The organism is Helicobacter pylori FD535 (assembly GCF_000296015.2).
Classification (GTDB): Bacteria; Campylobacterota; Campylobacteria; order Campylobacterales; family Helicobacteraceae; genus Helicobacter; species Helicobacter pylori_CT.
Genome location: NZ_AKHP02000041.1, coordinates 1 through 25280, shown reverse-complemented (window position 1 = coordinate 25280; position 25280 = coordinate 1). Strand labels below are relative to the sequence as shown.

The window sequence follows — 25280 nt, the reverse complement described above, 5'->3', positions numbered from 1 at the left end:
TTGGCGAAGAAACCTATAGCCACAAACAAGCCCACAATATCGCTAAAATGTTGCGTTTGTTAGCCCAAAAAAGTGCTATTAAACTCATTCTTATCCCCCCAAGCGCAAACGCTTTAGGCATCGCTTCTATTTGTGAATTGAGCGAAGAAGTTTTTGAACATGAAAAAGTTGTAGGCATTCGCGCTCAAGGGGATTTCACTATCAATAGTGATGATAGGGTTTTTGGAAAAGACGCCGTCAGCAAAGTGGATTTTATTTTACCCAGTCTCAACCAGCTAGAAGGTACGATCACTAATATTGAAGGGCGTGTGTTGCCTTTAAAACCGGCTTTGAGGTTTGAGGGCTATGATTTGAGCGATATTATGCAAGGCTTTGGCTTTGTGGAAGAAAACCTCACAGAATGCACCCATAAACTCCCTACAGAAGCGGGCTTTAAAGCCATAGAATTTGATCGTCTAACCAACTATTTCACTAACGACAGGATCAATCACAGAGGCTATCTGCTAGGAACAAGCCATTTTGAAGAGAGCGCTAAAGAATGCGAAACCATAGAATGCGAGCCTATCAAGCCTTTAAAAGAAAAAATCGCTTTCAACGCGTATTTAAAATACCCAGAAACGCAATTCAATAACGCTACCAATAAAAGCGAGAATTTGCAATTAAAGGCCGGTGTCTATGTGTCTAAAGCTTTCTTAAAAAAATTGAATAAAGAAGTGGGGCAAAACATCACTTTATCTAAAGAAGAAGAGGAATTAACAGGCGTTTTGTATCTTGATGAAAGCTTGGATCAAGAGGTCTTTGTCATCTCGCCTTCTCTCTTGAAAAACCATTCTGGCTTTTTTAGAGAGAGCGTGTTTGATAGCGTGGATTTAAAGGAGCAAGCATGAGCGCTTATATCATTGAAACCCTGATTAAAATTTTGATTTTAGTCGCTGTTTTTTCGGCTTTAGGAGGCTTTGCCACTTACATTGAAAGGAAAGTGTTAGCCTATTTCCAGCGCCGTTTAGGGCCTTGTTATGTGGGGCCTTTTGGGCTTTTGCAAGTCGCAGCAGACGGCATTAAGCTTTTCACTAAAGAAGACATTATCCCCCAAGGCGCAAACAAGTTCATTTTCACGCTAGCCCCCATTATTGCGATGGTGAGTGCGTTTGTGTCCATGGCGCCTATCCCCTTTTTCCCTAATTTCACTCTGTTTGGCTATGAGATCAAGCCCCTTATTTCTGACATCAACATTGGCTTTTTGTTTTTCTTAGCCGTGGGTTCAGCAGGGATTTATGCGCCTATTTTAGCCGGGCTTGCCTCTAATAACAAATACTCTTTAATCGGTTCAGCAAGAGCGACGATCCAACTGCTCAGCTTTGAAGTGGTCAGCACTTTAACCATTCTAGCCCCCTTAATGGTGGTGGGATCGCTCTCTTTAGTGGAAATCAATCATTACCAAAGCGGTGGGTTTTTAGACTGGCTTGTGTTTAAGCAACCTCTAGCGTTTGTTTTGTTTTTGATCGCAAGCTATGCTGAATTGAATCGGACCCCCTTTGACTTGTTAGAGCATGAAGCCGAGATTGTAGCCGGGTATTGCACCGAATACAGCGGCTTGAAATGGGGCATGTTCTTTTTAGCGGAATACGCGCATTTATTCGCTTTTTCTTTTGTGATTTCTATTGTGTTTTTTGGCGGGTTTAACGCATGGGGCTTTATCCCTGGAGGCATAGCGATTTTGATTAAAGCGGGCTTTTTTGTCTTTTTATCCATGTGGGTTAGAGCGACTTATCCGCATGTGCGCCCAGACCAACTGATGGATATGTGCTGGAAAATCATGCTGCCTTTAGCGTTATTGAATATTGTGCTAACGGGCATTATCATTTTAATTTAAAGGAGGTTTTATGGCCAAACAAGAATATAAGCAACTTCCTAAACGAACCGAAGTCCATAGCGCGACCGAGCAATTTAAAGACACCATTAAAACGAGCTTGGGTTTGGATCTATTCAAAGGGCTAGGGCTTACGATCAAGGAATTTTTTAGCCCGAGCGTAACCATCCATTACCCTATGGAGCAACTCCCTTTAAGCCCTCGCTATCGCGCGGTGCATCATTTGCAACGGCTTTTAGACTCAGGCTCTGAAAGGTGTATTGGCTGTGGGCTGTGCGAAAAGATTTGCACGAGTAATTGCATAAGGATCATCACGCATAAGGGCGAAGACAACCGCAAAAAGATCGATTCTTACACGATCAATTTGGGGCGTTGCATTTATTGCGGATTGTGCGCGGAAGTTTGCCCAGAATTAGCGATTGTTATGGGGAATCGGTTTGAAAACGCCAGCACCCAACGCTCCCAATACGGCTCTAAAAGCGAGTTTCTAACGAGCGAACAAGACGCTAAAAACTGCTCTCATGCCGAGTTTTTAGGCTTTGGTGCGGTAAGCCCTAATTACAATGAACGCATGCAAGCCACCCCTTTAGATTATGTCCAAGAGCCTTCAAAAGAAGAAACAAAGGAAGAATCAAAAGAAGAAACTCCAACAAACCCAGAAAGCAATAAGGGAGATGAAAATGTTTGAAACCATTGCCTTTTACTTCTTTGCGATCCTTACTTTAAGCATGGCGTTAGTGGTGATCACCACCACGAATATCCTCTATGCCATTACCGCTCTTGCTAGCAGCATGGTTTTTATTTCCGCTTTTTTCTTTTTACTAGACGCTGAGTTTTTGGGCGTGGTGCAAATCACGGTGTATGTGGGTGCGGTCATTGTGATGTATGCGTTTGGCATGATGTTTTTCAACTCCGCTGCGGAAGTGGTTGAACGTAAGCAAAGCCCTAAAATCTTGTGCACGCTTTCATTTGGCGTGGCGCTATTACTCACCTTGATTTTAAGCGCTCCTAGCATTGGCGAAAACCTTTCTAATCAAGTCAATTCCAACGCTATTGATGCGCAAATCCCTAACATTAAAGCCATTGGTTATGTGCTTTTTACCAATTACCTCATCCCTTTTGAAGCGGCGGCCTTAATGCTTCTAGTCGCTATGGTTGGAGGCATCGCTACAGGGATTCAAAAAATCCATGGGAAAAATCACACGCAATTTATAAAGGAATCTCTATGATAGGGTTGAACCACTATTTGATTGTTTCAGGGTTGCTCTTTTGCATTGGTTTAGCGGGCATGCTGAAACGCAAAAACATTCTGTTGCTCTTTTTTTCTACAGAAATCATGCTCAATGCGATCAATATCGGTTTTGTAGCGATCTCTAAATACACGCACAATTTAGACGGGCAGATGTTTGCGCTCTTTATTATCGCTATTGCCGCTAGTGAGGTGGCTATTGGTTTGGGCTTGGTGATTTTGTGGTTTAAGAAATTCAAAAGCCTAGATATTGATTCTTTAAACGCTATGAAAGGTTGAGCATGCAGTATTCTTCTTTGCTGTCAGTGGTGTTGTTTTTGCCCTTAATCGGTGCGCTTTATGCGGGGCTGTTTGGGGCTAAAGCTAAAGCGTTGCATGTGGGCGTTTTCAATTCTTTGTGCGTGCTGGTTTCTTTCATTGGTGCGGTGGTTCTTTTTATTCAAGCCTGGCACCATCAAAGCTATGAAAAATACCTATTTGACTGGATCGTGGTGGGGAATTTTAAAGTCGGCTTTTCTCTCATGCTGGATAATATCAATGCGGTCATGATTGTCGTGGTAACTTTAGTTTCTTTCTTAGTGCATGTGTATTCTATAGGTTACATGGAACATGACGCAGGGTTTAACCGCTATTTTTCCTACCTCAGCGGCTTTGTGTTTTCCATGCTGGTGTTGGTGTTGAGCGATAATTTTTTAGGGCTTTTCATTGGCTGGGAAGGGGTGGGGCTATGCTCTTACTTGCTCATTGGCTTTTGGTATCATAAGACAAGCGCGAACAACGCTTCTATTGAAGCCTTTGTGATGAATCGAATCACGGATTTAGGCATGCTCATGGGGATTATTTTGATCTTTTGGAATTTTGGCACCCTCCAGTATAAAGAAGTCTTTAGCATGCTCAATCACACCGATTATTCCATGCTCTTTTACATCAGCGTGTTTCTTTTCATTGGCGCTATGGGGAAGAGCGCTCAATTCCCTATGCACACATGGTTAGCCAACGCTATGGAGGGGCCTACGCCGGTGTCCGCTCTCATCCATGCAGCGACAATGGTAACCGCTGGGGTGTATCTAATCATCAGAGCCAATCCTTTGTATAGCGCGGTGTTTGAAGTGGGTTATTTTATCGCATGTTTAGGGGCGTTTGTGGCTCTTTTTGGAGCGAGCATGGCTTTAGTCAATAAGGATTTAAAACGCATTGTGGCTTATTCCACGCTTTCTCAATTAGGCTATATGTTTGTAGCGGCCGGTCTTGGGGCTTATGCGATCGCGCTTTTCCACCTCTTTACGCATGCGTTTTTCAAATCCCTCCTTTTCTTAGGCTCAGGGAATGTCATGCATGCGATGGAAGACAATCTGGATATTACTAAAATGGGCGCTTTATACAAGCCTATGAGGATCACAGCTGTCTTTATGATTATAGGTTCAGTGGCTTTGTGCGGGATCTACCCTTTCGCAGGATACTTTTCTAAAGACAAAATTTTAGAAGCGGCTTTTGGGATGCACCACCATATTTTATGGTTTATACTTCTAATCGGAGCGATCTTTACCGCTTTTTATAGTTTTAGGCTCATCATGCTTGTGTTTTTTGCTCCCCAACAACACGAAATCAACCACCCCCATGAGGCCAAAAATTTCATGCTTTTAAGCATGCTACCGTTAGCGATTTTAGCGGTCATTGCCGGGTTTTTTGAAGAGCCGTTTTTCCATTTCATCTCTCAAGTAATCCCTAGCGTTGAAGAGTATCCTGTCCCGCTCGCTCTTTTAATCAGTATCACCACCATAGTGGTGTTATTGAGCATCGCCTACGCCATATTTAAATATAAAAATGGTATCACTTCCAAAAAAGAGGGGGGCTTTTTATACAAGCTCTTGCTCAACCAATACTATATCCCGCAGCTCTATCAAGGGATTGCAAAAGTTTTTAGCGCCATCGCTTCATTCTTGCACCAAGTCGTGGAATTAAGGATTATTGATGCGGTAGTGGATACTATAGGAAGAAGCGTTTTTGTTATAGGGCGTGTGTTTAGGATCAGTCAAGACGGGAATTTAACTTCCATGCTGCGCTTCATGGTGGCTGGGGTTTTAATCTTATTAGCGTTTGTAGCTTTTTTTGGGAGATAAGAAATGCAGTTTTTACATGCGCATCTTTTAAGCGTGGTGATCTTTTTCCCCATGCTGAGCGCGCTATTAGCGTTCTTTATGAGCGATCAAGCGAGTAGGGCGTATGCGATTGTCATCGCTTTGATTGAATTGTTATTAGTCTTGTTGTTGTGGCATGGGTTTGATATTCAAACAGCAGGCATGCAGTTTGAAGAAACAAAGGAATTAATCTATCAAATTGGCGTGAATTACCATGTGGGCGTTGATGGCATCGCGCTCTTTTTGTTGCTCTTAAACGCTATCGTGGTGTTATTGTCCGTGATTTATGTCAAAGAGCGTCGTAAAGACTTTGCGATTTGTCTGTTGTTGTTAGAGGGGATTTTAATGGGCGTGTTTTCTTCTCTTAATGTGATCTTTTTCTACGCTTTTTGGGAAATCTCGCTCTTGCCGGTTTTATACCTCATCGGTCGCTTTGGGCGCAATAACAAAATCTATTCTGGCATGAAGTTTTTCCTCTACACCTTTTTAGCGTCATTATGCATGCTTTTAGGCATTTTATACATTGGGTATTACTACGCTAGTAATTACGGCATGATGAGTTTTGATATTTTAGACTGGTATCAATTGAACTTTTCTAGCGGAGTTAAAACCTGGCTCTTTGTGGCTTTCTTAATAGGGATTGCGGTTAAAATCCCGCTCTTTCCCTTACACACATGGCTGCCTTATGCGTATTCTAACGCCCCTACTTTAGGCTCTGTCATGCTTTCAGCCTTGCTTTCTAAAATGGGGACTTACGCCTTATTGCGCTTCTTGCTCCCGCTTTTTCCTGAGCTTTCAGAAATCTATTTAACCCCCATAGCCATTGTGGCGCTATGCATGATCATTTATGGAGGTTTTCTAGCCTACGCTCAGAAAGATTTAAAAACCCTCATCGCTTACAGCTCCTTCTCGCACATGGGAGTTGTGGTGCTTGGGGTTTTTTCTTTCAATGTTGAGGGGATTTCTGGGGCGGTGTTTATGATGTTTGCGCATGGAATTATCGTCATGGGATTATTTTTGCTCGCTGGAATCTTAGAAGAGCGTGCTAGCAGTTTAGAAATCGCTCGCTTTGGATCCATCGCTAAAAGCGCTCCCATTTTTGCAGCCTTTTTTATGATCGTTTTAATGGCGAATGTGGGCATGCCTTTAAGCATTGGCTTTGTGGGAGAGTTTTTAAGCTTGTTAGGGTTTTTTGCCACTTACCCTCTTTTGGCTATCATTGCCGGAACAAGCATCATTTTATCAGCGGTTTACATGCTCACTTCATACAAAGATGTCTTCTTTGGCAATTTGAAAGCCGGGAACAATCAAATAAGCGTGTTTGAAGATTTGAACGCTCGTGAGGCAGGGGTTTTAAGCGTGATTTTAGCTTTGATTTTAATTTTAGGGATTTATCCTAAAATGCTTTTAAAACCGATTGAGCAAGGCTCTAAACAGCTTTTAGAGGTGATAGAAATCCGCTCGCTCCCTTTTTTAGGTTCATTGGATACTAAGATAAAAGAGGTCTCTTATGTTAATAGATAGTCTCCACATCTCTTTTGACAGCTTTAATTTTGAGAGCATTTTACCCATGCTGGTGTTGGTGTGTGGGGGGATTTTCACGCTCTTAATCAACGCTTTCACTTCCAGGTTTTCACGCAATTTGAATGTGTTTTTATGCATGCTCTTTTTGGTTTTGGATTTTTTGGTGGTTTTAGGATTAGAAGAGCAAGAAAACGCCTTTTTTGGGTTTTTGAGCTTGGATACCCTCTCGCTCATCTCTCAAAGCATTGTCTTGATTTCAGCCTTTTTGCTCATTTTCTTAGCCCTTTCCAAAGAGCGCTTCAACGAATTTCAGACCGCTGAATTTTATTCCCTATACTTGTTTATTGCCGCTGGCTTTCAATTCATGGTTTCAAGCAACCATTTATTGTTAATCCTTATCGGGTTAGAAACAGCGTCCTTACCCCTTTGTGTGTTAATGGCATTAAGCGATAAACGCTACGGCTTAGAAGCAGGGATCAAATATTTCACTATGGGGGCGATGGCGAGCGCGTTTTTTGCTATGGGGGCTATGGCTTTTTACTTGCTCACAGGGAGCTTGAATCTTGAAGTCATTGCCCTATACTTACACACTGAAGGTATCACAAACCCCATGCTCTTTGCGATGGGCGCTATCTTTTTGATTGGAGCGATTGGCTTTAAAGTTTCTTTAGTGCCTTTCCATACCTGGATGCCTGATGTGTATGAGGGCAATAACCCGGTCTTTGCGAGCTATATTTCCATTGTGCCTAAAATCGCTGGCTTTGTGGTAGCGACTCGCCTTTTTGGGGCGTTTATAGACACCCGCACCGCTTGGGTAGAAGACATTTTTTACGCCCTCATTCTTATGACTATCACCATCCCTAATTTCATTGCTTTATGGCAAGAAGATGTCAAAAGAATGCTCGCTTATAGCTCCATTTCGCATTCTGGGTTCGCTTTAGCGTGCGTGTTTATCCACACTCAAGACAGCCAACAAGCGATGTTTGTTTATTGGTTCATGTTCGCCTTCACTTACATTGGGGCTTTTGGCCTTTTATGGCTCTTAAAAAGCCGGGAAAAAACATGGGATGAACGCTACGATCACCCCTATTCTAAATTCAACGGCCTTATCAAAACCCACCCCTTAGTGGCGATCTTGGGCGCTATTTTTGTTTTTGGGCTTGCAGGGATCCCGCCTTTTAGCGTGTTTTGGGGGAAATTTTTAGCCGTTGAAAGCGCTTTAGAGAGCAACCACATTCTTTTAGCGGTGGTGATGTTAATTAATAGCACGGTAGCTGCGTTTTATTATTTCCGTTGGCTCGTGGCGATGTTTTTCAATAAGCCCTTACAAAGCTACGCTCAAAACGATATCTACACCCAAAACGCTACCATGCCCATTTATGCGGTCATTATTGCCATGGCGTTAGCGTGCTTGTTCTCTGTTTTTATGATGCGAGGGCTTTTAGAGTTTGTGGCTTAAGTCAAAAATCTTTCTTTTAATGGGTTTGCTCTCCCATTCGCTCAACGCCTTAAGCCTCACGCTCACGCAAGGCAAGGAAGGGGGGGAAGATTTTTCTGTTTTAACCTTACGACACAACAAGGCGTTTTCTTGTTTTTATACTAATGAAAAACCACCAAGCGGGATTGAAGCGTCTTTATCCATTATACGCGCTAAACGCCCCATAGAATGCGTGATAGACTCTATCCCTAAGGAGGGCTTTACCCCTTTAGAAAACGCTTTTTTTAATATCACCTATTCTATGCGCCAACAACAATTCATTTTACACATCAAACCCAAAGTGATGCGAAGACTCACCCTTTTTTCTTTTGACAGGGATTATAAAAAAGCGATCCCCCTTTTTGTGGAAAACGATCCTAAAGCCACAATGTGGCAAATCATAGGCTATGATCAAAATATCCCTTTTTTGAGCGAAAAAGACCACGCTCAACAAGGCTTGAATTTCCCCATTGTCATTAAAGACGCTCAAACCCCTATCATTCAAGAGCTAGATGTGGATAACAAACCCCTACTCACCACAAAGGGCTATGATTTAAACGCTTATTTAGAAGCTAAAAAACAAATCCATTCGCAAGCCTATTTTGACGCTCTACGAACGATTAGCCGCGCGTTTAAAAACTACCCTCAAACGATTTTTAAAAAAGATTTGTATTTATTGGAAATTATCGCATTAGGCCAATTAGGCATTAAAAAATCCTTACTCATAGACATTGGCACCAAGTGGGTTAAAAATTACCCGACTGATCCCAATATCCCTGAAGTGTTATACTATGTCGCCAAAGCTTTAGACGAAAACAACAATTACAAACAGGCCATGCGTTATTACAAACGCATTCTTTTAGAATACAAAAACTCCCGCTACGCTCCCTTAGCCCAAATGCGTTTAGCCATTGAAGCGGCTGAAGGCTCTGATTTGAGCAACGCCAGTATGCTTTTTAAAGAAGCTTTTTCTAACGCTAAAGACAAAGAGAGCGCGAGTGAAATCGCGCTTAATTGGGCTGAAGCCGAGATAAACTATCAAAACTTTAATAACGCTAAATACCTCATTGATAAGGTGGTCCAATCCAACCCTGATTATATTTCTACGCATAGCGAATCAGCCCTAGACTTGCTCAAGTTATTGAAAAAAAACCAGATGAATGAAAGCGCGATTGAAATCGCCCACTTGCTCCTTAATCAAGATGATGATTTGAAAGCTAAGGAGCAAGCGCTTTATGATTTAGGGGCGTTGTATGCAAGGATCAAGGACTTTAAAAACGCCCACCTTTACAATCTGCAATATTTGCAAGACCATGCGGAATTGGATAAAGCCTCTGTCGTTAGAGCGCGCGATGAAAAAGCCCTTTTTTCCATGGAGGGGAACACGCAAGAAAAAATCGCCCACTATGACAAAATCATTCACAATTTCCCCAATTCCAATGAAGCCCTAAAGGCTTTAGAATTGAAAGCCCAACTATTGTTTGAAAACAAGCGTTACGCTGAAGTGTTAAGCATGCAAAAAAATTTGCCTAAAGATTCTCCTTTGATCCAAAAAACGCTCAATATCCTTGCTAAAACCCCATTAGAAAATCATCGTTGCGAAGAAGCCTTAAAATATTTATCCCAGATCACAGCCTTTGCGTTCAACCCCAAAGAAGAAATCCAAGCCTTTGATTGCTTGTATTTCGCATCGCTCAAAGAAAAAGCGCAAATCATTGCCCTAAACGCTTTAAAAGCGGCTAAAACCCCTAGCGAGAAATTAATATGGCTTTATCGTTTGGGGCGCAATTACTACCGCTTAGGGGATTTTAAAAATTCCACTCTGGCCTCTAAAGACGCTTTAACTCTCGCTCAAAGCTTGAATAAAAAAGAATTTTACGATATTGCTTTTGTTTTATTTTCAGATTACATGCAAAACAATGAAAAAGAATTGGCCCTCAATTTGTATGCGTTTTTAGAAGAGCATTTCAAAGACGATAAACGCATGGCACTAGTTTATTTTAAATTGCTAGAGAATGAAAAAGACCCTAAAAGCGTCAAAATTTATGCCACAAGCTTGCTCAAACTCCAAGACACTTATAAGGACTATTCTTACACGCCTTTTAGCGAATTTGCTCTCATTGACGCTTACAGGACCACCAAAGACTATTCAAAAGCGTTAGAAACGCTAGACAAACTCTTAAACCGCAGGCTTTCTTTAGAAGATCACCAAAAAGCCTTATACTTGCAATCCAGCTTACTGGATCTAACCCATCAAAAAGCAAAATCTAGAACCAGTTTAGAAAAATGCGTTCAGTTAAAACAAAAAGATCAAACAAACGCATGGCAAAATTTATGCGAACAGGGTTTGAATTTATTCAAAAACAAGGAGTCATAACATGGACATTAGCATTTTTAGAGAATACGATATTAGAGGCATTTACCCCACCACGCTAGATGAGAAGGGGGCTTTTAGTATCGGCGTGGAGCTAGGGAAAATCATGCGAGAATACGATAAAAGCGTGTTTGTAGGGCATGACGCAAGGGTGCATGGGCGATCGCTTTTTGAAGCTTTGAGCGCGGGGCTGCAATCAAGCGGCTTGAAAGTGTATGATTTAGGGCTAATCCCCACACCGGTAGCGTATTTTGCGGCCTTTAATGAAATAGATGGCATCCAATGCCCCAATTCTATCATGATCACTGGCTCTCACAACCCCAAAGAATACAACGGCTTTAAAATCACGCTCAATCAAAACCCATTTTACGGCAAGGACATTCAAGCTTTAAAAGACACGCTTTTAAACGCCAAGCATGAAATAAAACCCCTAAAAGAAACACCAGAGAAAGCCAATGCCCTAGAAGCGTATCACCGCTACTTGATCAAGGATTTTAAGCATTTAAAAAACCTTAAATACAAAATCGCCCTAGATTTTGGTAATGGCGTGGGAGCGTTAGGATTAGAACCTATTTTAAAGGCTTTAAACATTGATTTTAGCAGCCTTTATAGCGATCCTAACGGGAATTTCCCTAACCACCACCCAGACCCTAGCGAAGCGAAAAACTTACAAGATTTAGAAAAACACATGCAAGAAAACGCTATTCCTATAGGCTTTGCTTTTGATGGCGATGCGGACAGGATTGCGATGTTAAGCTCTCATCATATCTATGCGGGCGATGAATTAGCGATTTTATTCGCTAAACGCTTGCATGCTCAAGGCACCACCCCCTTTGTGATCGGCGAAGTCAAATGCTCTCAAGTGATGTATAACACGATCAATACCTTTGGTAAGACGCTCATGTATAAAACCGGGCATAGCAATTTAAAAATCAAACTCAAAGAAACCCATGCGCATTTTGCGGCTGAAATGAGCGGGCATATCTTTTTTAAAGAACGCTATTTTGGCTATGATGACGCTCTTTATGCATGCTTAAGGGCTTTAGAATTATTGCTCGAACAAACCCCAAGCGATTTGGAAAACACCATTAAAAACCTCCCCTATTCCTACACCACGCCTGAAGAAAAAATCGCCGTGAGCGAAGAAGAAAAATTTGAAATCATTCATAACCTGCAAGAAGCACTTAAAAACCCGCCAAGCCATTTCCCTAAAATCAAAGAAATCATCAGCATTGATGGCGTGAGGGTGGTTTTTGAACATGGTTTTGGGCTTATTCGCGCAAGCAACACCACCCCCTATTTAGTCAGCCGCTTTGAAGGCAAGGATGAAACAACGGCATTGGAATATAAAAGGGCGTTACTCAATTTGCTAGAGAAATAAGGCTCTAAACCAGTCAATACCAATTAAGCCTTATTTGGCTTAATAAACGCTTTAAGTTTTAAAAAAGATCAAAATAACTTAAAGCTAACAACCATGTCTTTCTAAAAAGATTTGTGAGTAAGCCCCCTAGTTATCCAAAAATTGAACGCTATTTAAGCTAAGCCTAAGCCTATTATAATGAACTTATTTTGAAATAAAACTTAAATTAAAAGGGTGTTTATGGAAGAGAAGTTTGTTTTGGAACTTATGGGTAAGATATCAGGCGATCAGATAAGAGACTACCTTAAGATCTGAGATAAGATTCGGGGTCAAGGTTCTTTTCACGATGTCATTCTATCAACAAGAATGCACACACTACATTTTCACTTAAAGTATTCACGATTTGATTTTATCCCTCAAGACCTACAAACTTATCTCATAGATACAATGAGAAAAAATGGCTTTGAATATCTTGGCGATTTTTCTTTTCACCAAGGAGGCTTCGACGCTGATAACTATCATTATCTCAAAAAGTGCTTCAGCGACTTGATGGACAGCAGAGAGATAAAAGATACTGATTTGAGTCTCTCTTGGCAGAATAAGACTTATTGAATTCTTTTTAAAAGGAGCGAACATGAAATTTTTTATTTTAATAGAAAGCGTAGTGGAAAATAATAGAGGTCAAAATAACTTAAGCGGATCTTTTTGATCGGTTAGGATGCCCGTTCAAGCTACCCTATTGAGAGTCTCATGATTCGCCAGTTATTGTGCTAGTTGGTTGTGGCTAAGATAACCCCCAAGCTGTGATCTCTCAAACTTAAACTTTTCATGGGTTTGCCCCACAAAAACCAAACAAAAACCAAAATAACCCAAACCCTTTCAACCAACCATCTCCCTCACAAAACTCTCAATTTTTTCCAGCATGGCGTTTTCATTGTTTAAATTTTCTTCTATGATTTTGACTAACGCTGAGCCGCAAATCACGCCATCAGCACCCATGCCTTTAGCGTTTGTGATGTGTTCTTTTTTAGAAATGCCAAAGCCCAGTAAGGCTGGGGTGGGGCTAAAGGCTTTTAAGGTTTTAATAATAGCGCTCGCGTCATTTTCTAAAATACAACTCGCCCCTGTAACCCCACTCCTAGCCAGAGTGTAGATATAGCCTTGCGAATGCATAGCGGCTTGTTCTAAATCTTTATCACTCGCATTAGGGCTGGCGATAAAGATTTGTTTGATGTGGTGTTTTTGAGCGGATTTGATGACTAATTCTTTTTCTATTAGGGGCATGTCCGCTATTAAAACGCTATCTGCGCCGCATTCTTTGATTTGAGCGTAAAAATCATCCACGCCATAAGAAAAAATGAGATTCGCATACGCTAAAAGCCCTATGGGAATATCATGGTTGTAACCTCTAATCTTTTTTAAAAGCTGGAAATTTTTAGCCATGCTAGCGTGTTTTAACGCTCTTAAATGGCTCGCTTGTATGGTAACGCCATCCGCTACAGGGTCTGAGAAAGCCAACCCCAATTCTAAAGCGCTCACCCCGCTAGCAATTAGGGTTTTAATGATTTCAAAACTCCATTCATAATTAGGATCGCCCAAGGTTACAAACGGGATAAACGCCATTTTGTCTTGTTTTTTTAAGGTTTCAAACATGTTTTTATACCTCATTTTAAACCTCCTTTTAAAGCGTTATAAACGGTGCTTAAATCCTTATCCCCCCGACCGCTTAAATTCACTACAATGATGCTTTCTTCTTCGCATTTTTGAGCGAGTTTTAAGGCATACGCTAAGGCGTGTGAGCTTTCTAGAGCTGGGATAATGCCTTCTTTTTGGCACAACAAACTAAAGGCTTCTAGCGCTTCAGTATCGCTTGCGCTTTCATAAATCGCACGAGCGCTCTCTTTTAAATAGCTGTGTTCTGGCCCCACTCCTGGATAATCAAGCCCGGCGCTAATGCTATGGCTTTCTGTAATCTGGCCTTCATCATCTTGTAAAAGATAGGTTTTATTCCCATGCAAAATCCCCACACGCCCCTTATTCAAAGTCGCTCCATGCTTATTGGTTTCTAGCCCTAAACCGGCTGGCTCTACGCCTATGAGTTTAACCTCTTTATCGTTTAAAAACGCGCTGAATATCCCTATAGCGTTAGACCCCCCTCCAACGCATGCGATAACATAATCAGGCAAGCGGTTTTCTTTTTCTAAAATCTGGCTTTTAACCTCATCGCCTATCATTTTTTGAAAGGTTTTAACCATGGTGGGGTAAGGGTGTGGCCCGGCGGCTGTGCCTAGCAAATAATGCGTGTCCTTGTAACTGCTCGCCCAATCTCTTAAGGCCTCATTCACAGCGTCTTTAAGCGTCGCGCTCCCTGAATCAACCTCTCTCACTTCAGCACCTAATAAGTGCATTCTAAAAACGTTCATTTCCTGGCGCTTGATGTCTTTAGCTCCCATAAAAATCACGCATTTTAAACCCAACAACGCGCAAGCGATAGCCGTTGCCACGCCATGCTGACCGGCGCCTGTTTCAGCAATAATCCTTGTTTTCCCCATTTTTTTCGCTAAAAGGGCTTGCCCTAAAGCTTGATTAGTCTTATGCGCCCCGCCATGGATTAAATCTTCTCGTTTTAAATAAAGCTTGACTTTAGGGTTAGAAACGATATTTTGACACAAGGTTAAAGGGCTAGGACGGCCCACAAAATCCTTTAAAAGATGAAAATATTCTTTTTGGAATTTTTCATCTTTCAAACACGCGTCAAACGCCTGTTCTAATTCTCTTAAGGCAGGCACTAACAATTCTGAAACAAAACTCCCTCCAAACTCCCCAAAATACGCTTTTTTATTCATTTAATACTCTCTTAAAATTCGGGCTAAGCGCTTGATTGTATCCTTATTTTTAATCCCAGGGCTTATTTCTAAACCGGAATTGAAATCCAACCCCAACGCTTTAATTTTCAAGGCTTTTTGAATATTATCCAAATTAAGCCCACCAGCTAACATGAAAGGCGTTTTGACATTTTCTAAAACACCCCAATCAAAACTCACGCCATTTCCTCCCATTTTATCCCCCTTAGTGTCGTATAAGATGAGAGAGGCTTCTTTAATTTTAGGTGCTAAATCGTTAGCGTCCATCACATTCACTACTTGCCAGATCGCGCAAGTTTTAGGGAGCGATTTTTTTAATTGAGCGATTTCTTTTGGCGAATAGCCATAAAGCTGCACCGCTTTTAAATCAAGCTTTTTAGCGATTTTTTGAATTTTTTTAATCTTATCTTTCACAAACACGCCCACAAAATCCAATTTTTTAACCGCTTTTGTGATCTTTAGGGCTTCTTTAGGCTTGATGTATCTGGGCGAAGATTTTTCAAAAATCAAACCTCCATAAATAAAATGGTTTTTATAAACGGCTTTAGCGTCTTTAATTCTTGTAAGCCCACACACTTTATTCTCGCCTAAAATCAATTTAACACACGCTTTTTTCAAATCCTTTTCTTTCATTAAAGAGCTGCCCACTAAAAAGCCATTTACATGAGACGCTAGGGCTTTGATTTGCGCATGCGAATAAATACCGGACTCACTCACCACGAGCGCGTCTTTAGGCAAAAGGGGGCGTAATTTGAGCGTGTGGTCAATATCGGTTTTTAAAGTGTGTAAATCCCTGTTGTTGATGCCTATAATGTCGTATTGGAGTTTGAGCAAGCGCTTGATTTCTTGCTGGTTGGAAACTTCAGTCAGCACGCTCATGTTTAAGGATTTAGCGAGGTTGAAAAGCTCTGAATAAGTTTTATTATCTAATACGCTTAACATTAAAAGCACCGCATTAGCTCCCATCGTTCTAGCGAGTTTGATTTGAAAAGCATCAATGATAAAATCTTTACACAAGATGGGCTTAGTGGAATGCTGCGACACGATCTTAATGTTTTCATAAGAGCCTAAAAAATATTTAGAATCGGCTAAAACTGAAACACAAGAGGCGAATTTTTCATAAGTTTTGGTTATTTCCAACAGATCAAAATCTTTTCTTATTAAACCTTTAGAGGGCGATGCTTTTTTGCATTCTAAAATAAAGCTTGTTTTTTTCTCCAGTAATGCTTTTTTAAAATCCCTGTCGCTTGGGTTTATGTTTGCGGGCAAGGTGTGATTTTTTTTGAGTGCAGAAACTTCTAAGAGCTTGTCTTTAAGGATGTTTTCTAACACGCTAGGCATGGCTTAGCCTTATGATTTTTTGCAAATGCGTATAAGGTGCTTTGGTTTTTAAATGTTCTAAAGTCATGCCCACGCCCTCTTTTAAATCTTTAGCCCTATGGCTTAAATACAACAAACTCGCCACATTCGCCACAACCACCATTGTATGCGAATCTTTGCCTTTATTTTCTAAAATATCTAAACATGCTTGAGCGCTTTCTTTGGCGTTTCCAATCTGTAATTCTTTCAAATCATAGGGGGGTAAATCAAAATCTTTAGCGCTCAAGTCATACTCTAAAATTTCATTATTTTTCAATTCACATGCATGCGTAATGTCATGCAACACGATTTCATCCGTCCCCCCTCCATTAACCACCATCGCCCTTTTAACGCCCAAAGTCTTTAACGCTAGCGCCATGGTCTTACACAAGGATTTGTCATACACGCCTAAAAGCTGGATTTTTGGCCTTAAGGGGTTGATTAAAGGCCCTAAGCAATTAAAAATCGTTTTAGTGAAAAGCTCTTTTCTTAAAGGGGCGGATTTTTTAAAACTTTGATGGTATAAAGGCGCGAATAAAAACCCAAAACGCGTTTGTTTGAAACAATTTTCTAACTGCGTGGGATTCATTTCAATATTCACGCCTAAATTTTCCAACAAATCCGCGCTCCCGCTATGGCTAGAAACGCTCCTTGATCCGTGTTTAGCCATAGGTAATCCCATGGAGCTGGCAATGAGTGCAGCAATCGTGCTGATGTTGATCGTTTTTAGCCCATCGCCCCCTGTGCCGCAATTATCTATTAAATCCAAGCCGCTGTTAAAAGGCTTAGGGGCATGCTCTAAAAGCGTGGTTGCAGCGACGCTAATCTCCTTAAAGCTCTCGCCCTTGATTTTTAAAGCGCATAAAATGGCCCCAAGTTGCGCTGGGCTTACTTTTTCGTGGATAATGAGAGTGAATAACTTTTTGACTTCTTCATCGTTTAAGTCTTTTTGATGATACAGAGCGTTTAAAATCTCTTTCATGATAACCCTCTTAAAAACCCCACGCTTTGCTCTAACAACGCCCTCCCTTGTAAAGTCATGATGCTTTCAGGGTGGAATTGATAGGCTAAAATTTTATCTTCTTCATTGACAATAGCCATAGGGATATTGTCATGCTCGGCGATCACTTCTAAATTTTTAGGCAACCCGCTTGCCATTAAAGAATGGTAACGCCCCACCACCATGCTTTCCCCTAAACCTTTAAAAACGGCATGCTTTTTGAGCGCGATAGTCGTCGCTTTGCCATGCACGATTTCTTTACTCCTTATGATTTTAGCCCCATAGCTTTGCGCTAAAGCTTGCAAGCCTAAACAAACCCCTAAAATGGGGAATTTCTTTTTAGCCATTGCAATGATTTTTAAAAGATTGCCTGAACTGCTAGGATTACCTGGCCCGGGTGAAATGAACAATAAAGGGGTTTTTGATTCTTCATGCATCAAGCCCATAAGATAACTCGGATCAATATCGTTTTGATAAACAGCCACTTCATAACCCAAACACTCTAATTCATACACCAAGTTATAAGAGAAAGAATCAAAATTATCTATAAAAAAGATTTTCATAAGCTTGTTTTCCTGATCGCATCAATAAGGGCTTGCGCTTTGGCTCTTGTTTCATTCGCTTCGTTTTTAGGCACGCTATCTAACACAATACCGGCTCCTGCTTGGATCACGGCCCTATTGTTTTTGACAAAACATGAACGGATGGTGATGCAAGAATCCATAGAACCCTCGCTATTTAAATACCCCACACTCCCCCCATAAGAGCCTCTCCTTTGCTTTTCTAACTGGTAAATGAGCCTGATCGCAGAGATTTTAGGCGCTCCGCTGAGCGTGCCGGCGTTCATAAAGCTCCTGTAAGCATGCAAACTATCGCACCCTTTTTTCAATTCCCCAACAACCCTTGAGACTAAATGCATGACATTGGAATACTTATCCACTTTTAAAAGCTTATCGCAATAGCGTTTTTTTGAAACTCTGGCCATGTCGTTTCTGGCTAAATCCACTAGCATGATGTGTTCAGCCCTTTCTTTATAGTCGTGTTGCAAATCAAATTCCATTTTACTATCTAAATCGTCATCAATATTCCCTTGTTGGTCCTTACCCCTTAAACGAGTGCCAGCAATGGGATAAATTTCAGCCGTATTGGTTAAAGCGTTGTATTTTAAGGCACTCTCAGGGCTTGCTCCAAAAAGAATAAAATCGCTGTCTTTGATATAGAACATATAGGGGCTAGGATTAGAGAGCTTTAAATGGTAATACGCACTCAAACCCTCCAAGCACTCCATATAAAAGCTGCGCGACAACACCGCTTGAAAAATCTCGCCTTTTTTGATTTCTTCTTGTAAGGATAGCACTCTTTTTTCAAACTCGCTATCGTCGCAATTAGTGCTAACTTCTCTACTTTGCTTGGATTTTTTAGGGATAAAATCGCTTTTGATGTTTTTAGCCAACTCTTTTAAATCCTGTAATTCTTGGGCTATCTCTGTTTTAAAGCGCTCATCAAAACACGCCCCCAAGATTTCAGCGCTTTTTTCTTTATGGTCTATGATGATCAAATTTTGCGCGAGATAAAAAATAAAGTCATGCGCTGTGTTGTCTTTTGCTTTTAAGTGGGGCAAATCTTCAAAAAAATTAAGCATTTCAAAAGAAAAAACGCCCGCACTTAAAAGCGTAAAGGGGTGTTTGGGTTTTGTTTTAACGCTTTTAAAAAGCCCCCTTAAAGCGTCAAAAGGGCTAGGCTCAAAGAGTTTTAAAAACTCATCTTGCGTTTTTTTATTTTTAGTGTAGGTTAAAATTAGGGCATTGTCTTGTATAGGCGTTTTAAAAAACGCGCTCAGTTTTTGCAAAAACGCCCCGCCATTAGGCGTTAGGCTAGTGATGGTTACGATATTGTGGTTGCAAATGAGCTTCAAACAGGCTTTAGCCATTAAAAGGGATTTGGTGTGCGCTTTGCTCTCAACCTCAGCGCTTTCAAAAAGCAAGGTGTGTGGTTGCTCTAATTTTTCATAAAGAGCTAGGGGGTAAGGAATGTAAGGGGCTTTTTCTATTAGACTGATCATCAATTTCTTTACGCTAAAAATAAACTCGTATTTTACAAGAAATAGATAAATGGGCAATAAATTAATAACCTTATAGAGCCTGCAAGGGCTAATCTAACTCAAACTCAAATTGGATTTTTCAAGGCTCAATTTACGAGAAAGCTTGTTGCTGTTATCTTTCTTGTGTGTGGCAAGAAAGATTTGGTGCGATAAATTCAAGGATGGTTTCACCCTCTTTTTCAATGTCAATCAAACCCATATCGTTTGAGTCATTAGGCGGGGTGATACCTAAAAAACGCTCATTGAAAGGCCGCCATCTGGCAATAGAGGCGCTGAGTTCGTTAGGATAAAACCCGATAGAGTGGTTGTCAAACAAAGCGTTCACATGCAAAGGGCCTGAAGCGTTCCCAATATAAACGGACAAATTCGCGCACAATTTGGCTAAATCCACTAAACTATGGCTCGTATCATAGAGGCGAGCGAAAGGGACTTTTTTAAGGAGTTCTTCTGTGGCTTTCCTCTCGCCTGGCCCGCAAATAAGAATGATCTCACAACTTAAATTTTGGTGTAAAAAACCAATCAGTTTGATAAAGTGTGGAGCAGGCAATACGGGCGAACTGCCTCCGCTATGCATATGCACGCCAATCCATAACAAACCAACATTGGCGTTGAGTTTTGAAGCGATGAGGGATCGCTCTTTGGATTTGTCTTTAAGCTTCCATGCGATTTTTTTAATTGAAGCGTTAGGGAGGTTGTGATCTTTACAAAACGCATGGATTAAGTCCAAATTGTATTCGTATTCGGTTTTTAAACACAGCGATCGGCTTTGGCGCACGCTCTTTTGATACAGCCAAGAATAGATTTTGGTCTTAGGGGCTAGGATATAAGGAATAAATTTCCTCAAACTAAAAGCGAGTCTGGCGTTTTTAAAATTAGAAAATAAAAAGATAAGAGCGTCAATGGATTTGCTTTTGAGAGTGGCGCTCAAATGGTTGTCTTCTATAATGACTTCATCAATGAAAGGGAATTCTAAAGCGATTGGGGTGGTATAGCTAGGCACAACCACGCCCAAATACACTTCCTTGCCTTTTTCTAAAAAAGCTTGCTTTAGAGCGATTAAGGCGGGTATGGCTAAAATAAAATCGCCTAACTTGTCGTTACGGATCACAAAAACTTTTTGAGAGTTTTCTTTATCTTTGCATTTTAAATCTTCAAACCCTACAAAATCCATAACTCCGCCTAAGAGATCAAATTTTTGTCATGTTAGCAAAAATCGTTCTTATGCGATGGATAAATTTTATTTTTTATTTTGCCATGCTTTTATGGGCTCATCTTCCCATGTGCCATAAAGAGAGTTGGGTAAAATGATCCACTCAGTGCCGAATTTTTGAGCGTTTTGCAAGACTTTAGCCCGTTGTTCTTGGCTGTTTTTAGCATCTTTAGCAAAAATAGAGTCAAAATCATGCAAAGTATCGCCCACTTGTAAAACAATCGCATAATCCTTAGCGACTAACTCCCGCCTAACGGCTTTAGGCTTGCCTTTTTCTTTCAATAAAACGGATTCCTCACTCACTTGGGGGAGTTTAAAACTTTTGAGCGTCTTTAAAGTGTATGCCTTATTTTTTTGCGTGCGGTTAGAAATGTAAAAAATCTTAACGCCCTTAGAATTAGCGTATTCTAAAAAGTCTAGCGCTCCAGGAATGAGCGTGAGAGAGCCTTCTTTTTCAAATTTATCCCAAGTTTCTGGGGTGTATTTAATGCAATTTTTGATCAAATAGCCCGCATAATCAAAAGTGTTTAAAACGGTTTCATCTAAATCCAAGATGACGGCTGGCTTTTTGTCTTTAACGAGCTTGAGGTTATTGTCTAGCGCCATTTCCGCCATTTTGTAACTTTGCAATTGCAAGGCTCGAATCTCAGCGCTTTGCTGATGGTATTTAACGCTTCTTGTTGTGGGCGAAACGCATTCTTTGGCATTTAAAACACTCATCAAACTCAATCCTAATAAAACTGATGCAAGGGTCTTTTTTATCATAACAACACCTACCTAATGGGGATTTTTTGTATTATACCTTAAAACAGATGATTAGGAGTATTTTACAATTAACCAATTTGTTGTATAGTTGGTGTTTTTAATTCAAAATGAAGTGAGGAAACAATGAAGAAAGCGTTAATATCCACCCTTTTTGGTGTTAGTTTGGTGTTTGCAAAACCTTATACGATTGATAAGGCAAACTCTAGCGTGTGGTTTGAGGTCAAACACTTCAAATTCAATGAAACAAGAGGCGTGTTTGATAGTTTTGATGGCAAAATTGATGCCGATCCTAATACCAAAGCCCTCAATGTTTTTGAAGGCAAAATTGATATTAAAAGCATTAACACTAGGAACAAAAAAAGAGATGACCACCTAAAAACAGCAGAGTTTTTTGATGCGCTAAAATACCCAAAAGGGAGCTTTAAAATGACAAAATACGAAGATGGTAAAATCCATGGGGATTTGACCCTTCATGGCGTAACCAAACCTGTCGTATTGGAAGCCAAAATCCAAGCCCCCTTACAAAACCCCATGAATAAAAAAGAATTCATGGTGTTACAAGCTGAAGGCAAAATCAACCGCAAGGATTTTGGTATCGGTAAAACATTTAACGATGCTGTCGTTGGAGATGAGGTAAAGATTGAGCTCAAACTAGAAGCTTACGTTCAATAAATTTTTTGCAAGAAACAATTTTTTGTTTCTTGTGGCTTTCTTTTCTAATAGTAGTCTTTATTCTGCCCAAATATCTCAAAACATCAAGCTTTTAATAGCGTTTTTACACCAACCGCTTAAAAATTGAACGCCTATTTTGAATATATTAGATGCTTTTTTATTTTTATGCTAAACTATTTTGAGTTTTGGCCGATATGACTTCATACAGAGGTTAAACCAATCATAAATAGCAAGGTTGATTCCATCTCGCTCTGTAATAGGTTTGAAACCATGCATCTAAGATTGACTCCTATCTTGTAAGTGCCATACTGCAAGTTCCCATAATAAAAACTTCTAAAAATCAAAACCTACAGAGCGAGATGGAATTAACTTTTTATGATTGCAAATGATAGCCAGTCTTAAACAACCAATACAAGCCTTATAATATCATTAACCGCTATTCAAAATCACAGATATTTTAATACAGCGTTCAATTTTTGAAAACAAGAGCCTACTCACGAGCCTTTTTAAAAACAAATTTTTATACCATAATCACAAACTTTCGTGTTAGAATGCGTTGAATAGATTTTAGGAGTGTAAAAATGCAAGTTTCACAATATCTGTATCAAAACGCGCAATCTATTTGGGAGGATTGTATTTCCCATCCATTTGTTCAAGGCATAGGGCATGGGACTTTAGAAAGAGATAAATTCCGTTTTTATATCATTCAGGATTATTTGTTTCTTTTAGAATACGCTAAGGTGTTTGCTTTGGGCGTGGTTAAAGCTTCTGATGAAGCGGTGATGAGAGAGTTTTCTAACGCTATACAAGATATTTTGAATAACGAGATGAGTATCCATAACCATTACATCAGAGAACTTCAAATCACTCAAACAGAATTGCAAAACGCGCGCCCCACTCTAGCGAACAAATCCTATACAAGCTACATGCTCGCTGAAGGGTTTAAAGGCTCTATTAAAGAAGTTGCGGTGGCGGTTTTGGCTTGTGGTTGGAGCTATTTGGTGATCGCGCAAAATTTAAGCCAAATCCCTAACGCTTTAGAACATGCCTTTTATGGGCATTGGATTAAGGGCTATAGTTCCAAAGAATTTCAAGCGTGCGTGTCGTGGAATATTAATTTGCTTGATTCCCTCACCCTCACCTCTTCAAAACAAGAAATTGAAAAATTAAAGGAGATTTTTATCGCTACAAGCGAATACGAATATCTGTTTTGGGATATGGCGTATCAAAAAAACTAATTCTCGTTGATTTATGTTACAATCCAAACCAAAGGGGTGCTTTTTAAAAACGATCAAGTTTTTAAAAGGCTGAGATCAAACCCGTAGAACTTGTCAAGGTAATGCTTGCGTAAGGAAATAGCATGTTAATAACCACCCAACTACCCAAACGATTTTACGCCACACTCATTCTTTCTTGCGTGTTTTTGATCGTTACTAATATCCTTGTCAAAGGCTCGTTTATCAATCTTTTAGCAGGGCTTAGTGGGGTTTTGTATGCGTTTTTTGCCGGAGAAAGGCAAACGATTTGCTTTGTGTTCGGTTTTGTTTATAATTTGAGTTACGCTTATGTCGCTTATCAGTGGAAATTAAACGCTGATGTGATTTTATGCCTTTTTTTGTATATGCCGGTAACGATTTATGGGTTATTCGCATGGAAAAAGACACAGCAGCATGAGGGCGCTATTAAAGCTCAAAAACTTTCCAAAAATTGGCGTTTTGCGCTCGTTTTAGGCATAGGGGTTTTAACTTATGTGAGCGCTTTGTTTTTTAAAGAGATTAAAACGAATTTTTTATGGGCAGAGAGTTTTAATTTCGTCATCTTCATTGTTGCTTTTATTTTGCAGGTTTTGCGTTATATGGAGAGTTATGTTTTAATGACTTTGGGGAATATCGTGTCTATTATCGTGTGGTTTTGTATTTTCCAAATTTCTACAGAGAGCTTGGTGCAACTCTTCACAACGATCCTATACCTTTTTATTGGCTTGTATTATTTTAACCGGTGGAATAAGTCATGCAAGCAGTGATTTTAGCGAATGGGGAGTTTCCTAAATCTCAAAAATGCTTAGACATTTTAAAAAACGCTCCCTTTTTAATCGCATGCGATGGGGCTGTCCAGTCCTTGCATGCACTTCAATTCAAACCCAGCGTTGTTATAGGCGATCTGGACAGCATTGATTCGCATTTGAAAGCTTTGTATAACCCTATATGCGTGAGCGAACAAGACAGCAACGATTTGTCCAAAGCCTTTTTTTATGCCTTGAATAGGGGCTGTGATGATTTTATTTTTTTAGGGTTGAATGGCAAGCGAGAAGACCACGCTCTAGCGAACACTTTTTTATTGTTGGAGTATTTTAAATTTTGCAAAAAAATCCAAGCCGTAAGCGATTATGGTCTTTTTAGGGTGCTAGAAACCCCTTTTACTTTGCCCAGTTTTAAAGGGGAACAAATCTCGCTTTTTAGCTTGGATCTTAAAGCCCAATTCACTTCCAAAAATCTCAAATACCCCTTAAAAAACTTGCGTTTAAAAACCCTTTTTTCTGGATCGCTCAATGAAGCCACAGATAGTTTTTTTAGCCTTAGCTCTGTTCCTAAATCAGTGGTGTTGGTGTATCAAAAGTTTTTGTAAGCGGGGTTTGTTAGGCAAATTTTTGTTTGTATATTGCACCAAATTAAGGAACATTTGAGAGAGCAGGTGTAGAGAGATTGATTCAGTCTCGCTTTGCGTGGTAAGGTCGGTTGTTAGAGTTTTTAGCGTGTCTTGTGTGGCTAGCGCAAGGTAGGAGTTCATAATTTTTTAACAAAACCATTACAAAGCGACTAAATCAATCTTTCAGTAGTTGGATTTCTTAAGATCATCAAAACAATTGGAAATCCCAATAAAAATGCAAGAAATACCGCTCAATTAAAGGGTGGGATAGAAGCGAGTTTTGAGTTTATTTTAATTTTTTAAAAAATGGGTTTTAGTTACTTTATTTTTGCCGTTTTGAGATTATCGCTTAACTAAGCTCTTTTATATCTTGATCACAGAAAACGCTTTTTAGCCTTTTTTAAATTTTACAATCAATAAAACCAAAGCTTTTAAGTGCTTCTTTTAAAAAGATAAAATCAAGGCAATAACTACCAACCAAGACTAAAATCTTGGCTAGCAGCCCGTCAAATTTCACACAAATTCAATGGTGGCTAGAGTGGAAGCGTCCCCTCTTCTAAAAGTGGTGCGCTGGATCCTGGTGTATCCGCCATTCCTTTGCGCGTATTTGGGTGCGATTTCGGTTACAAGCTTGTGGGTGGCTTCTTTGTTTTGCAAATACGCAAAAACAT

Annotated in this window: 22 protein-coding genes, 1 pseudogene and 1 riboswitch; of the genes and pseudogenes, 14 read left to right on the top strand and 9 right to left on the bottom strand. The window is 40.2% G+C overall.

Annotated features, from left to right (window positions below; genetic code table 11):
- The 10 genes and pseudogenes from DV63_RS14665 to DV63_RS14620 form a co-directional block, all read left to right on the top strand.
- Positions 1-887 (top strand): annotated as a pseudogene (locus tag DV63_RS14665) (NADH-quinone oxidoreductase subunit G); the annotation flags it as partial.
- Positions 884-1873 carry an NADH-quinone oxidoreductase subunit NuoH gene (gene nuoH / locus DV63_RS14660; protein WP_001277308.1) on the top strand — a complete coding sequence of 330 codons (990 nt, stop codon included), beginning with the start codon at positions 884-886 and terminating at the stop codon, positions 1871-1873. The pseudogene DV63_RS14665 and the gene nuoH, both read left to right, overlap by 4 nt.
- A gap of 10 nt (positions 1874-1883) precedes the next feature.
- On the top strand, positions 1884-2558 hold the full coding sequence (nuoI, locus tag DV63_RS14655) for an NADH-quinone oxidoreductase subunit NuoI (RefSeq protein ID WP_001118585.1): 675 nt from the start codon (positions 1884-1886) through the stop codon (positions 2556-2558).
- On the top strand, positions 2551-3099 hold the full coding sequence (locus DV63_RS14650) for an NADH-quinone oxidoreductase subunit J (protein WP_000464217.1): 549 nt from the start codon (positions 2551-2553) through the stop codon (positions 3097-3099). The genes nuoI and DV63_RS14650 overlap by 8 nt, the downstream gene beginning before the upstream one ends.
- Entirely contained in the window at positions 3096-3398 is a 303-nt protein-coding gene (gene nuoK, locus DV63_RS14645) for an NADH-quinone oxidoreductase subunit NuoK (protein ID WP_000579758.1), read from the top strand. The genes DV63_RS14650 and nuoK overlap by 4 nt, the downstream gene beginning before the upstream one ends.
- A gap of 2 nt (positions 3399-3400) precedes the next feature.
- Positions 3401-5239, top strand: coding sequence for an NADH-quinone oxidoreductase subunit L (gene nuoL / locus DV63_RS14640; protein ID WP_001200227.1), 1839 nt, complete (start codon positions 3401-3403; stop codon positions 5237-5239).
- 3 nt (positions 5240-5242) lie between these two features.
- A complete protein-coding gene (locus tag DV63_RS14635) occupies positions 5243-6781 on the top strand; it encodes an NADH-quinone oxidoreductase subunit M (RefSeq protein ID WP_001160001.1) in 1539 nt (512 codons plus the stop codon).
- Entirely contained in the window at positions 6768-8240 is a 1473-nt protein-coding gene (gene nuoN / locus DV63_RS14630; protein WP_000904220.1) for an NADH-quinone oxidoreductase subunit NuoN, read from the top strand. The genes DV63_RS14635 and nuoN overlap by 14 nt, the downstream gene beginning before the upstream one ends.
- Positions 8230-10635 carry a DUF7494 domain-containing protein gene (locus DV63_RS14625; protein ID WP_000266379.1) on the top strand — a complete coding sequence of 802 codons (2406 nt, stop codon included), beginning with the start codon at positions 8230-8232 and terminating at the stop codon, positions 10633-10635. The genes nuoN and DV63_RS14625 overlap by 11 nt, the downstream gene beginning before the upstream one ends.
- Before the next feature lies 1 nt (position 10636).
- Complete coding sequence (locus DV63_RS14620) at positions 10637-12013, top strand: phosphomannomutase/phosphoglucomutase (protein ID WP_000355112.1); 1377 nt, start codon at positions 10637-10639, stop codon at positions 12011-12013.
- Between the two features lie 858 nt (positions 12014-12871).
- Here DV63_RS14620 and trpA read toward each other — a convergent pair.
- From trpA to DV63_RS14575, 8 genes are all read right to left on the bottom strand, one after another.
- The gene (gene trpA, locus DV63_RS14610) at positions 12872-13660 is read right to left on the bottom strand and encodes a tryptophan synthase subunit alpha (protein ID WP_001269592.1); all 789 of its coding nucleotides are present in this window, start codon (positions 13658-13660) and stop codon (positions 12872-12874) included.
- Positions 13657-14838, bottom strand: coding sequence for a tryptophan synthase subunit beta (gene trpB, locus DV63_RS14605; protein WP_001034253.1), 1182 nt, complete (start codon positions 14836-14838; stop codon positions 13657-13659). Before trpB ends, trpA begins: the two co-directional genes overlap by 4 nt.
- Positions 14839-16197 (bottom strand): bifunctional indole-3-glycerol-phosphate synthase TrpC/phosphoribosylanthranilate isomerase TrpF, encoded by a 1359-nt coding sequence (trpCF, locus tag DV63_RS14600; RefSeq protein ID WP_001141423.1) that lies wholly within the window; start codon positions 16195-16197, stop codon positions 14839-14841.
- Positions 16190-17197 (bottom strand): anthranilate phosphoribosyltransferase, encoded by a 1008-nt coding sequence (gene trpD / locus DV63_RS14595; RefSeq protein WP_000658916.1) that lies wholly within the window; start codon positions 17195-17197, stop codon positions 16190-16192. The genes trpCF and trpD overlap by 8 nt, the downstream gene beginning before the upstream one ends.
- Positions 17194-17778, bottom strand: coding sequence for an aminodeoxychorismate/anthranilate synthase component II (locus tag DV63_RS14590; RefSeq protein WP_000688229.1), 585 nt, complete (start codon positions 17776-17778; stop codon positions 17194-17196). Before DV63_RS14590 ends, trpD begins: the two co-directional genes overlap by 4 nt.
- Positions 17775-19277, bottom strand: coding sequence for an anthranilate synthase component I (trpE, locus tag DV63_RS14585; protein WP_020982447.1), 1503 nt, complete (start codon positions 19275-19277; stop codon positions 17775-17777). The genes DV63_RS14590 and trpE overlap by 4 nt, the downstream gene beginning before the upstream one ends.
- 151 nt (positions 19278-19428) lie before the next feature.
- Positions 19429-20487: a glycosyltransferase family 9 protein gene (locus DV63_RS14580; protein WP_000348235.1), complete on the bottom strand. Its 1059-nt coding sequence runs from the start codon at positions 20485-20487 to the stop codon at positions 19429-19431.
- 66 nt (positions 20488-20553) lie between these two features.
- Positions 20554-21291, bottom strand: coding sequence for a 5'-nucleotidase, lipoprotein e(P4) family (locus DV63_RS14575; RefSeq protein WP_017179759.1), 738 nt, complete (start codon positions 21289-21291; stop codon positions 20554-20556).
- A gap of 123 nt (positions 21292-21414) precedes the next feature.
- On the opposite strand from DV63_RS14575, the gene DV63_RS14570 reads away from it, so the two are divergent.
- From DV63_RS14570 to DV63_RS14555, 4 genes are all read left to right on the top strand, one after another.
- Positions 21415-21963 carry a YceI family protein gene (locus tag DV63_RS14570; RefSeq protein ID WP_000709498.1) on the top strand — a complete coding sequence of 183 codons (549 nt, stop codon included), beginning with the start codon at positions 21415-21417 and terminating at the stop codon, positions 21961-21963.
- Between the two features lie 581 nt (positions 21964-22544).
- Complete coding sequence (tenA, locus tag DV63_RS14565) at positions 22545-23201, top strand: thiaminase II (RefSeq protein WP_001198257.1); 657 nt, start codon at positions 22545-22547, stop codon at positions 23199-23201.
- Positions 23202-23223: 22 nt separating this feature from the next.
- Positions 23224-23335, top strand: a riboswitch (TPP riboswitch).
- Positions 23324-23986, top strand: coding sequence for a nicotinamide riboside transporter PnuC (gene pnuC / locus DV63_RS14560; protein WP_000909296.1), 663 nt, complete (start codon positions 23324-23326; stop codon positions 23984-23986). It overlaps the preceding riboswitch by 12 nt.
- The gene (locus tag DV63_RS14555) at positions 23974-24588 is read left to right on the top strand and encodes a thiamine diphosphokinase (RefSeq protein ID WP_001149224.1); all 615 of its coding nucleotides are present in this window, start codon (positions 23974-23976) and stop codon (positions 24586-24588) included. Before pnuC ends, DV63_RS14555 begins: the two co-directional genes overlap by 13 nt.
- A 534-nt stretch (positions 24589-25122) precedes the next feature.
- On the opposite strand, the gene rplQ is transcribed toward DV63_RS14555, so the two are convergent.
- A partial coding sequence (gene rplQ / locus DV63_RS14550) for a 50S ribosomal protein L17 (RefSeq protein ID WP_020981619.1) occupies positions 25123-25280 on the bottom strand: 158 nt, incomplete at its 5' end.

Bases quoted from the DNA above. Each gene is read 5' to 3' on its own strand.
- trpE (WP_020982447.1), bottom strand. From the start codon at position 19,277: ATGATCAGTCTAATAGAAAAAGCCCCTTACATTCCTTACCCCCTAGCT.
- DV63_RS14590 (WP_000688229.1), bottom strand. From the start codon at position 17,778: ATGAAAATCTTTTTTATAGATAATTTTGATTCTTTCTCTTATAACTTG.
- nuoK (WP_000579758.1), top strand. From the start codon at position 3,096: ATGATAGGGTTGAACCACTATTTGATTGTTTCAGGGTTGCTCTTTTGC.
- DV63_RS14635 (WP_001160001.1), top strand. From the start codon at position 5,243: ATGCAGTTTTTACATGCGCATCTTTTAAGCGTGGTGATCTTTTTCCCC.
- nuoL (WP_001200227.1), top strand. From the start codon at position 3,401: ATGCAGTATTCTTCTTTGCTGTCAGTGGTGTTGTTTTTGCCCTTAATC.
- DV63_RS14620 (WP_000355112.1), top strand. From the start codon at position 10,637: ATGGACATTAGCATTTTTAGAGAATACGATATTAGAGGCATTTACCCC.
- trpB (WP_001034253.1), bottom strand. From the start codon at position 14,838: ATGAATAAAAAAGCGTATTTTGGGGAGTTTGGAGGGAGTTTTGTTTCA.
- trpA (WP_001269592.1), bottom strand. From the start codon at position 13,660: ATGAGGTATAAAAACATGTTTGAAACCTTAAAAAAACAAGACAAAATG.
- DV63_RS14570 (WP_000709498.1), top strand. From the start codon at position 21,415: ATGAAGAAAGCGTTAATATCCACCCTTTTTGGTGTTAGTTTGGTGTTT.
- nuoH (WP_001277308.1), top strand. From the start codon at position 884: ATGAGCGCTTATATCATTGAAACCCTGATTAAAATTTTGATTTTAGTC.
- pnuC (WP_000909296.1), top strand. From the start codon at position 23,324: ATGTTAATAACCACCCAACTACCCAAACGATTTTACGCCACACTCATT.
- nuoI (WP_001118585.1), top strand. From the start codon at position 1,884: ATGGCCAAACAAGAATATAAGCAACTTCCTAAACGAACCGAAGTCCAT.
- DV63_RS14555 (WP_001149224.1), top strand. From the start codon at position 23,974: ATGCAAGCAGTGATTTTAGCGAATGGGGAGTTTCCTAAATCTCAAAAA.
- nuoN (WP_000904220.1), top strand. From the start codon at position 6,768: ATGTTAATAGATAGTCTCCACATCTCTTTTGACAGCTTTAATTTTGAG.
- tenA (WP_001198257.1), top strand. From the start codon at position 22,545: ATGCAAGTTTCACAATATCTGTATCAAAACGCGCAATCTATTTGGGAG.
- DV63_RS14650 (WP_000464217.1), top strand. From the start codon at position 2,551: ATGTTTGAAACCATTGCCTTTTACTTCTTTGCGATCCTTACTTTAAGC.
- DV63_RS14580 (WP_000348235.1), bottom strand. From the start codon at position 20,487: ATGGATTTTGTAGGGTTTGAAGATTTAAAATGCAAAGATAAAGAAAAC.
- trpD (WP_000658916.1), bottom strand. From the start codon at position 17,197: ATGAAAGAGATTTTAAACGCTCTGTATCATCAAAAAGACTTAAACGAT.
- trpCF (WP_001141423.1), bottom strand. From the start codon at position 16,197: ATGCCTAGCGTGTTAGAAAACATCCTTAAAGACAAGCTCTTAGAAGTT.
- DV63_RS14575 (WP_017179759.1), bottom strand. From the start codon at position 21,291: ATGATAAAAAAGACCCTTGCATCAGTTTTATTAGGATTGAGTTTGATG.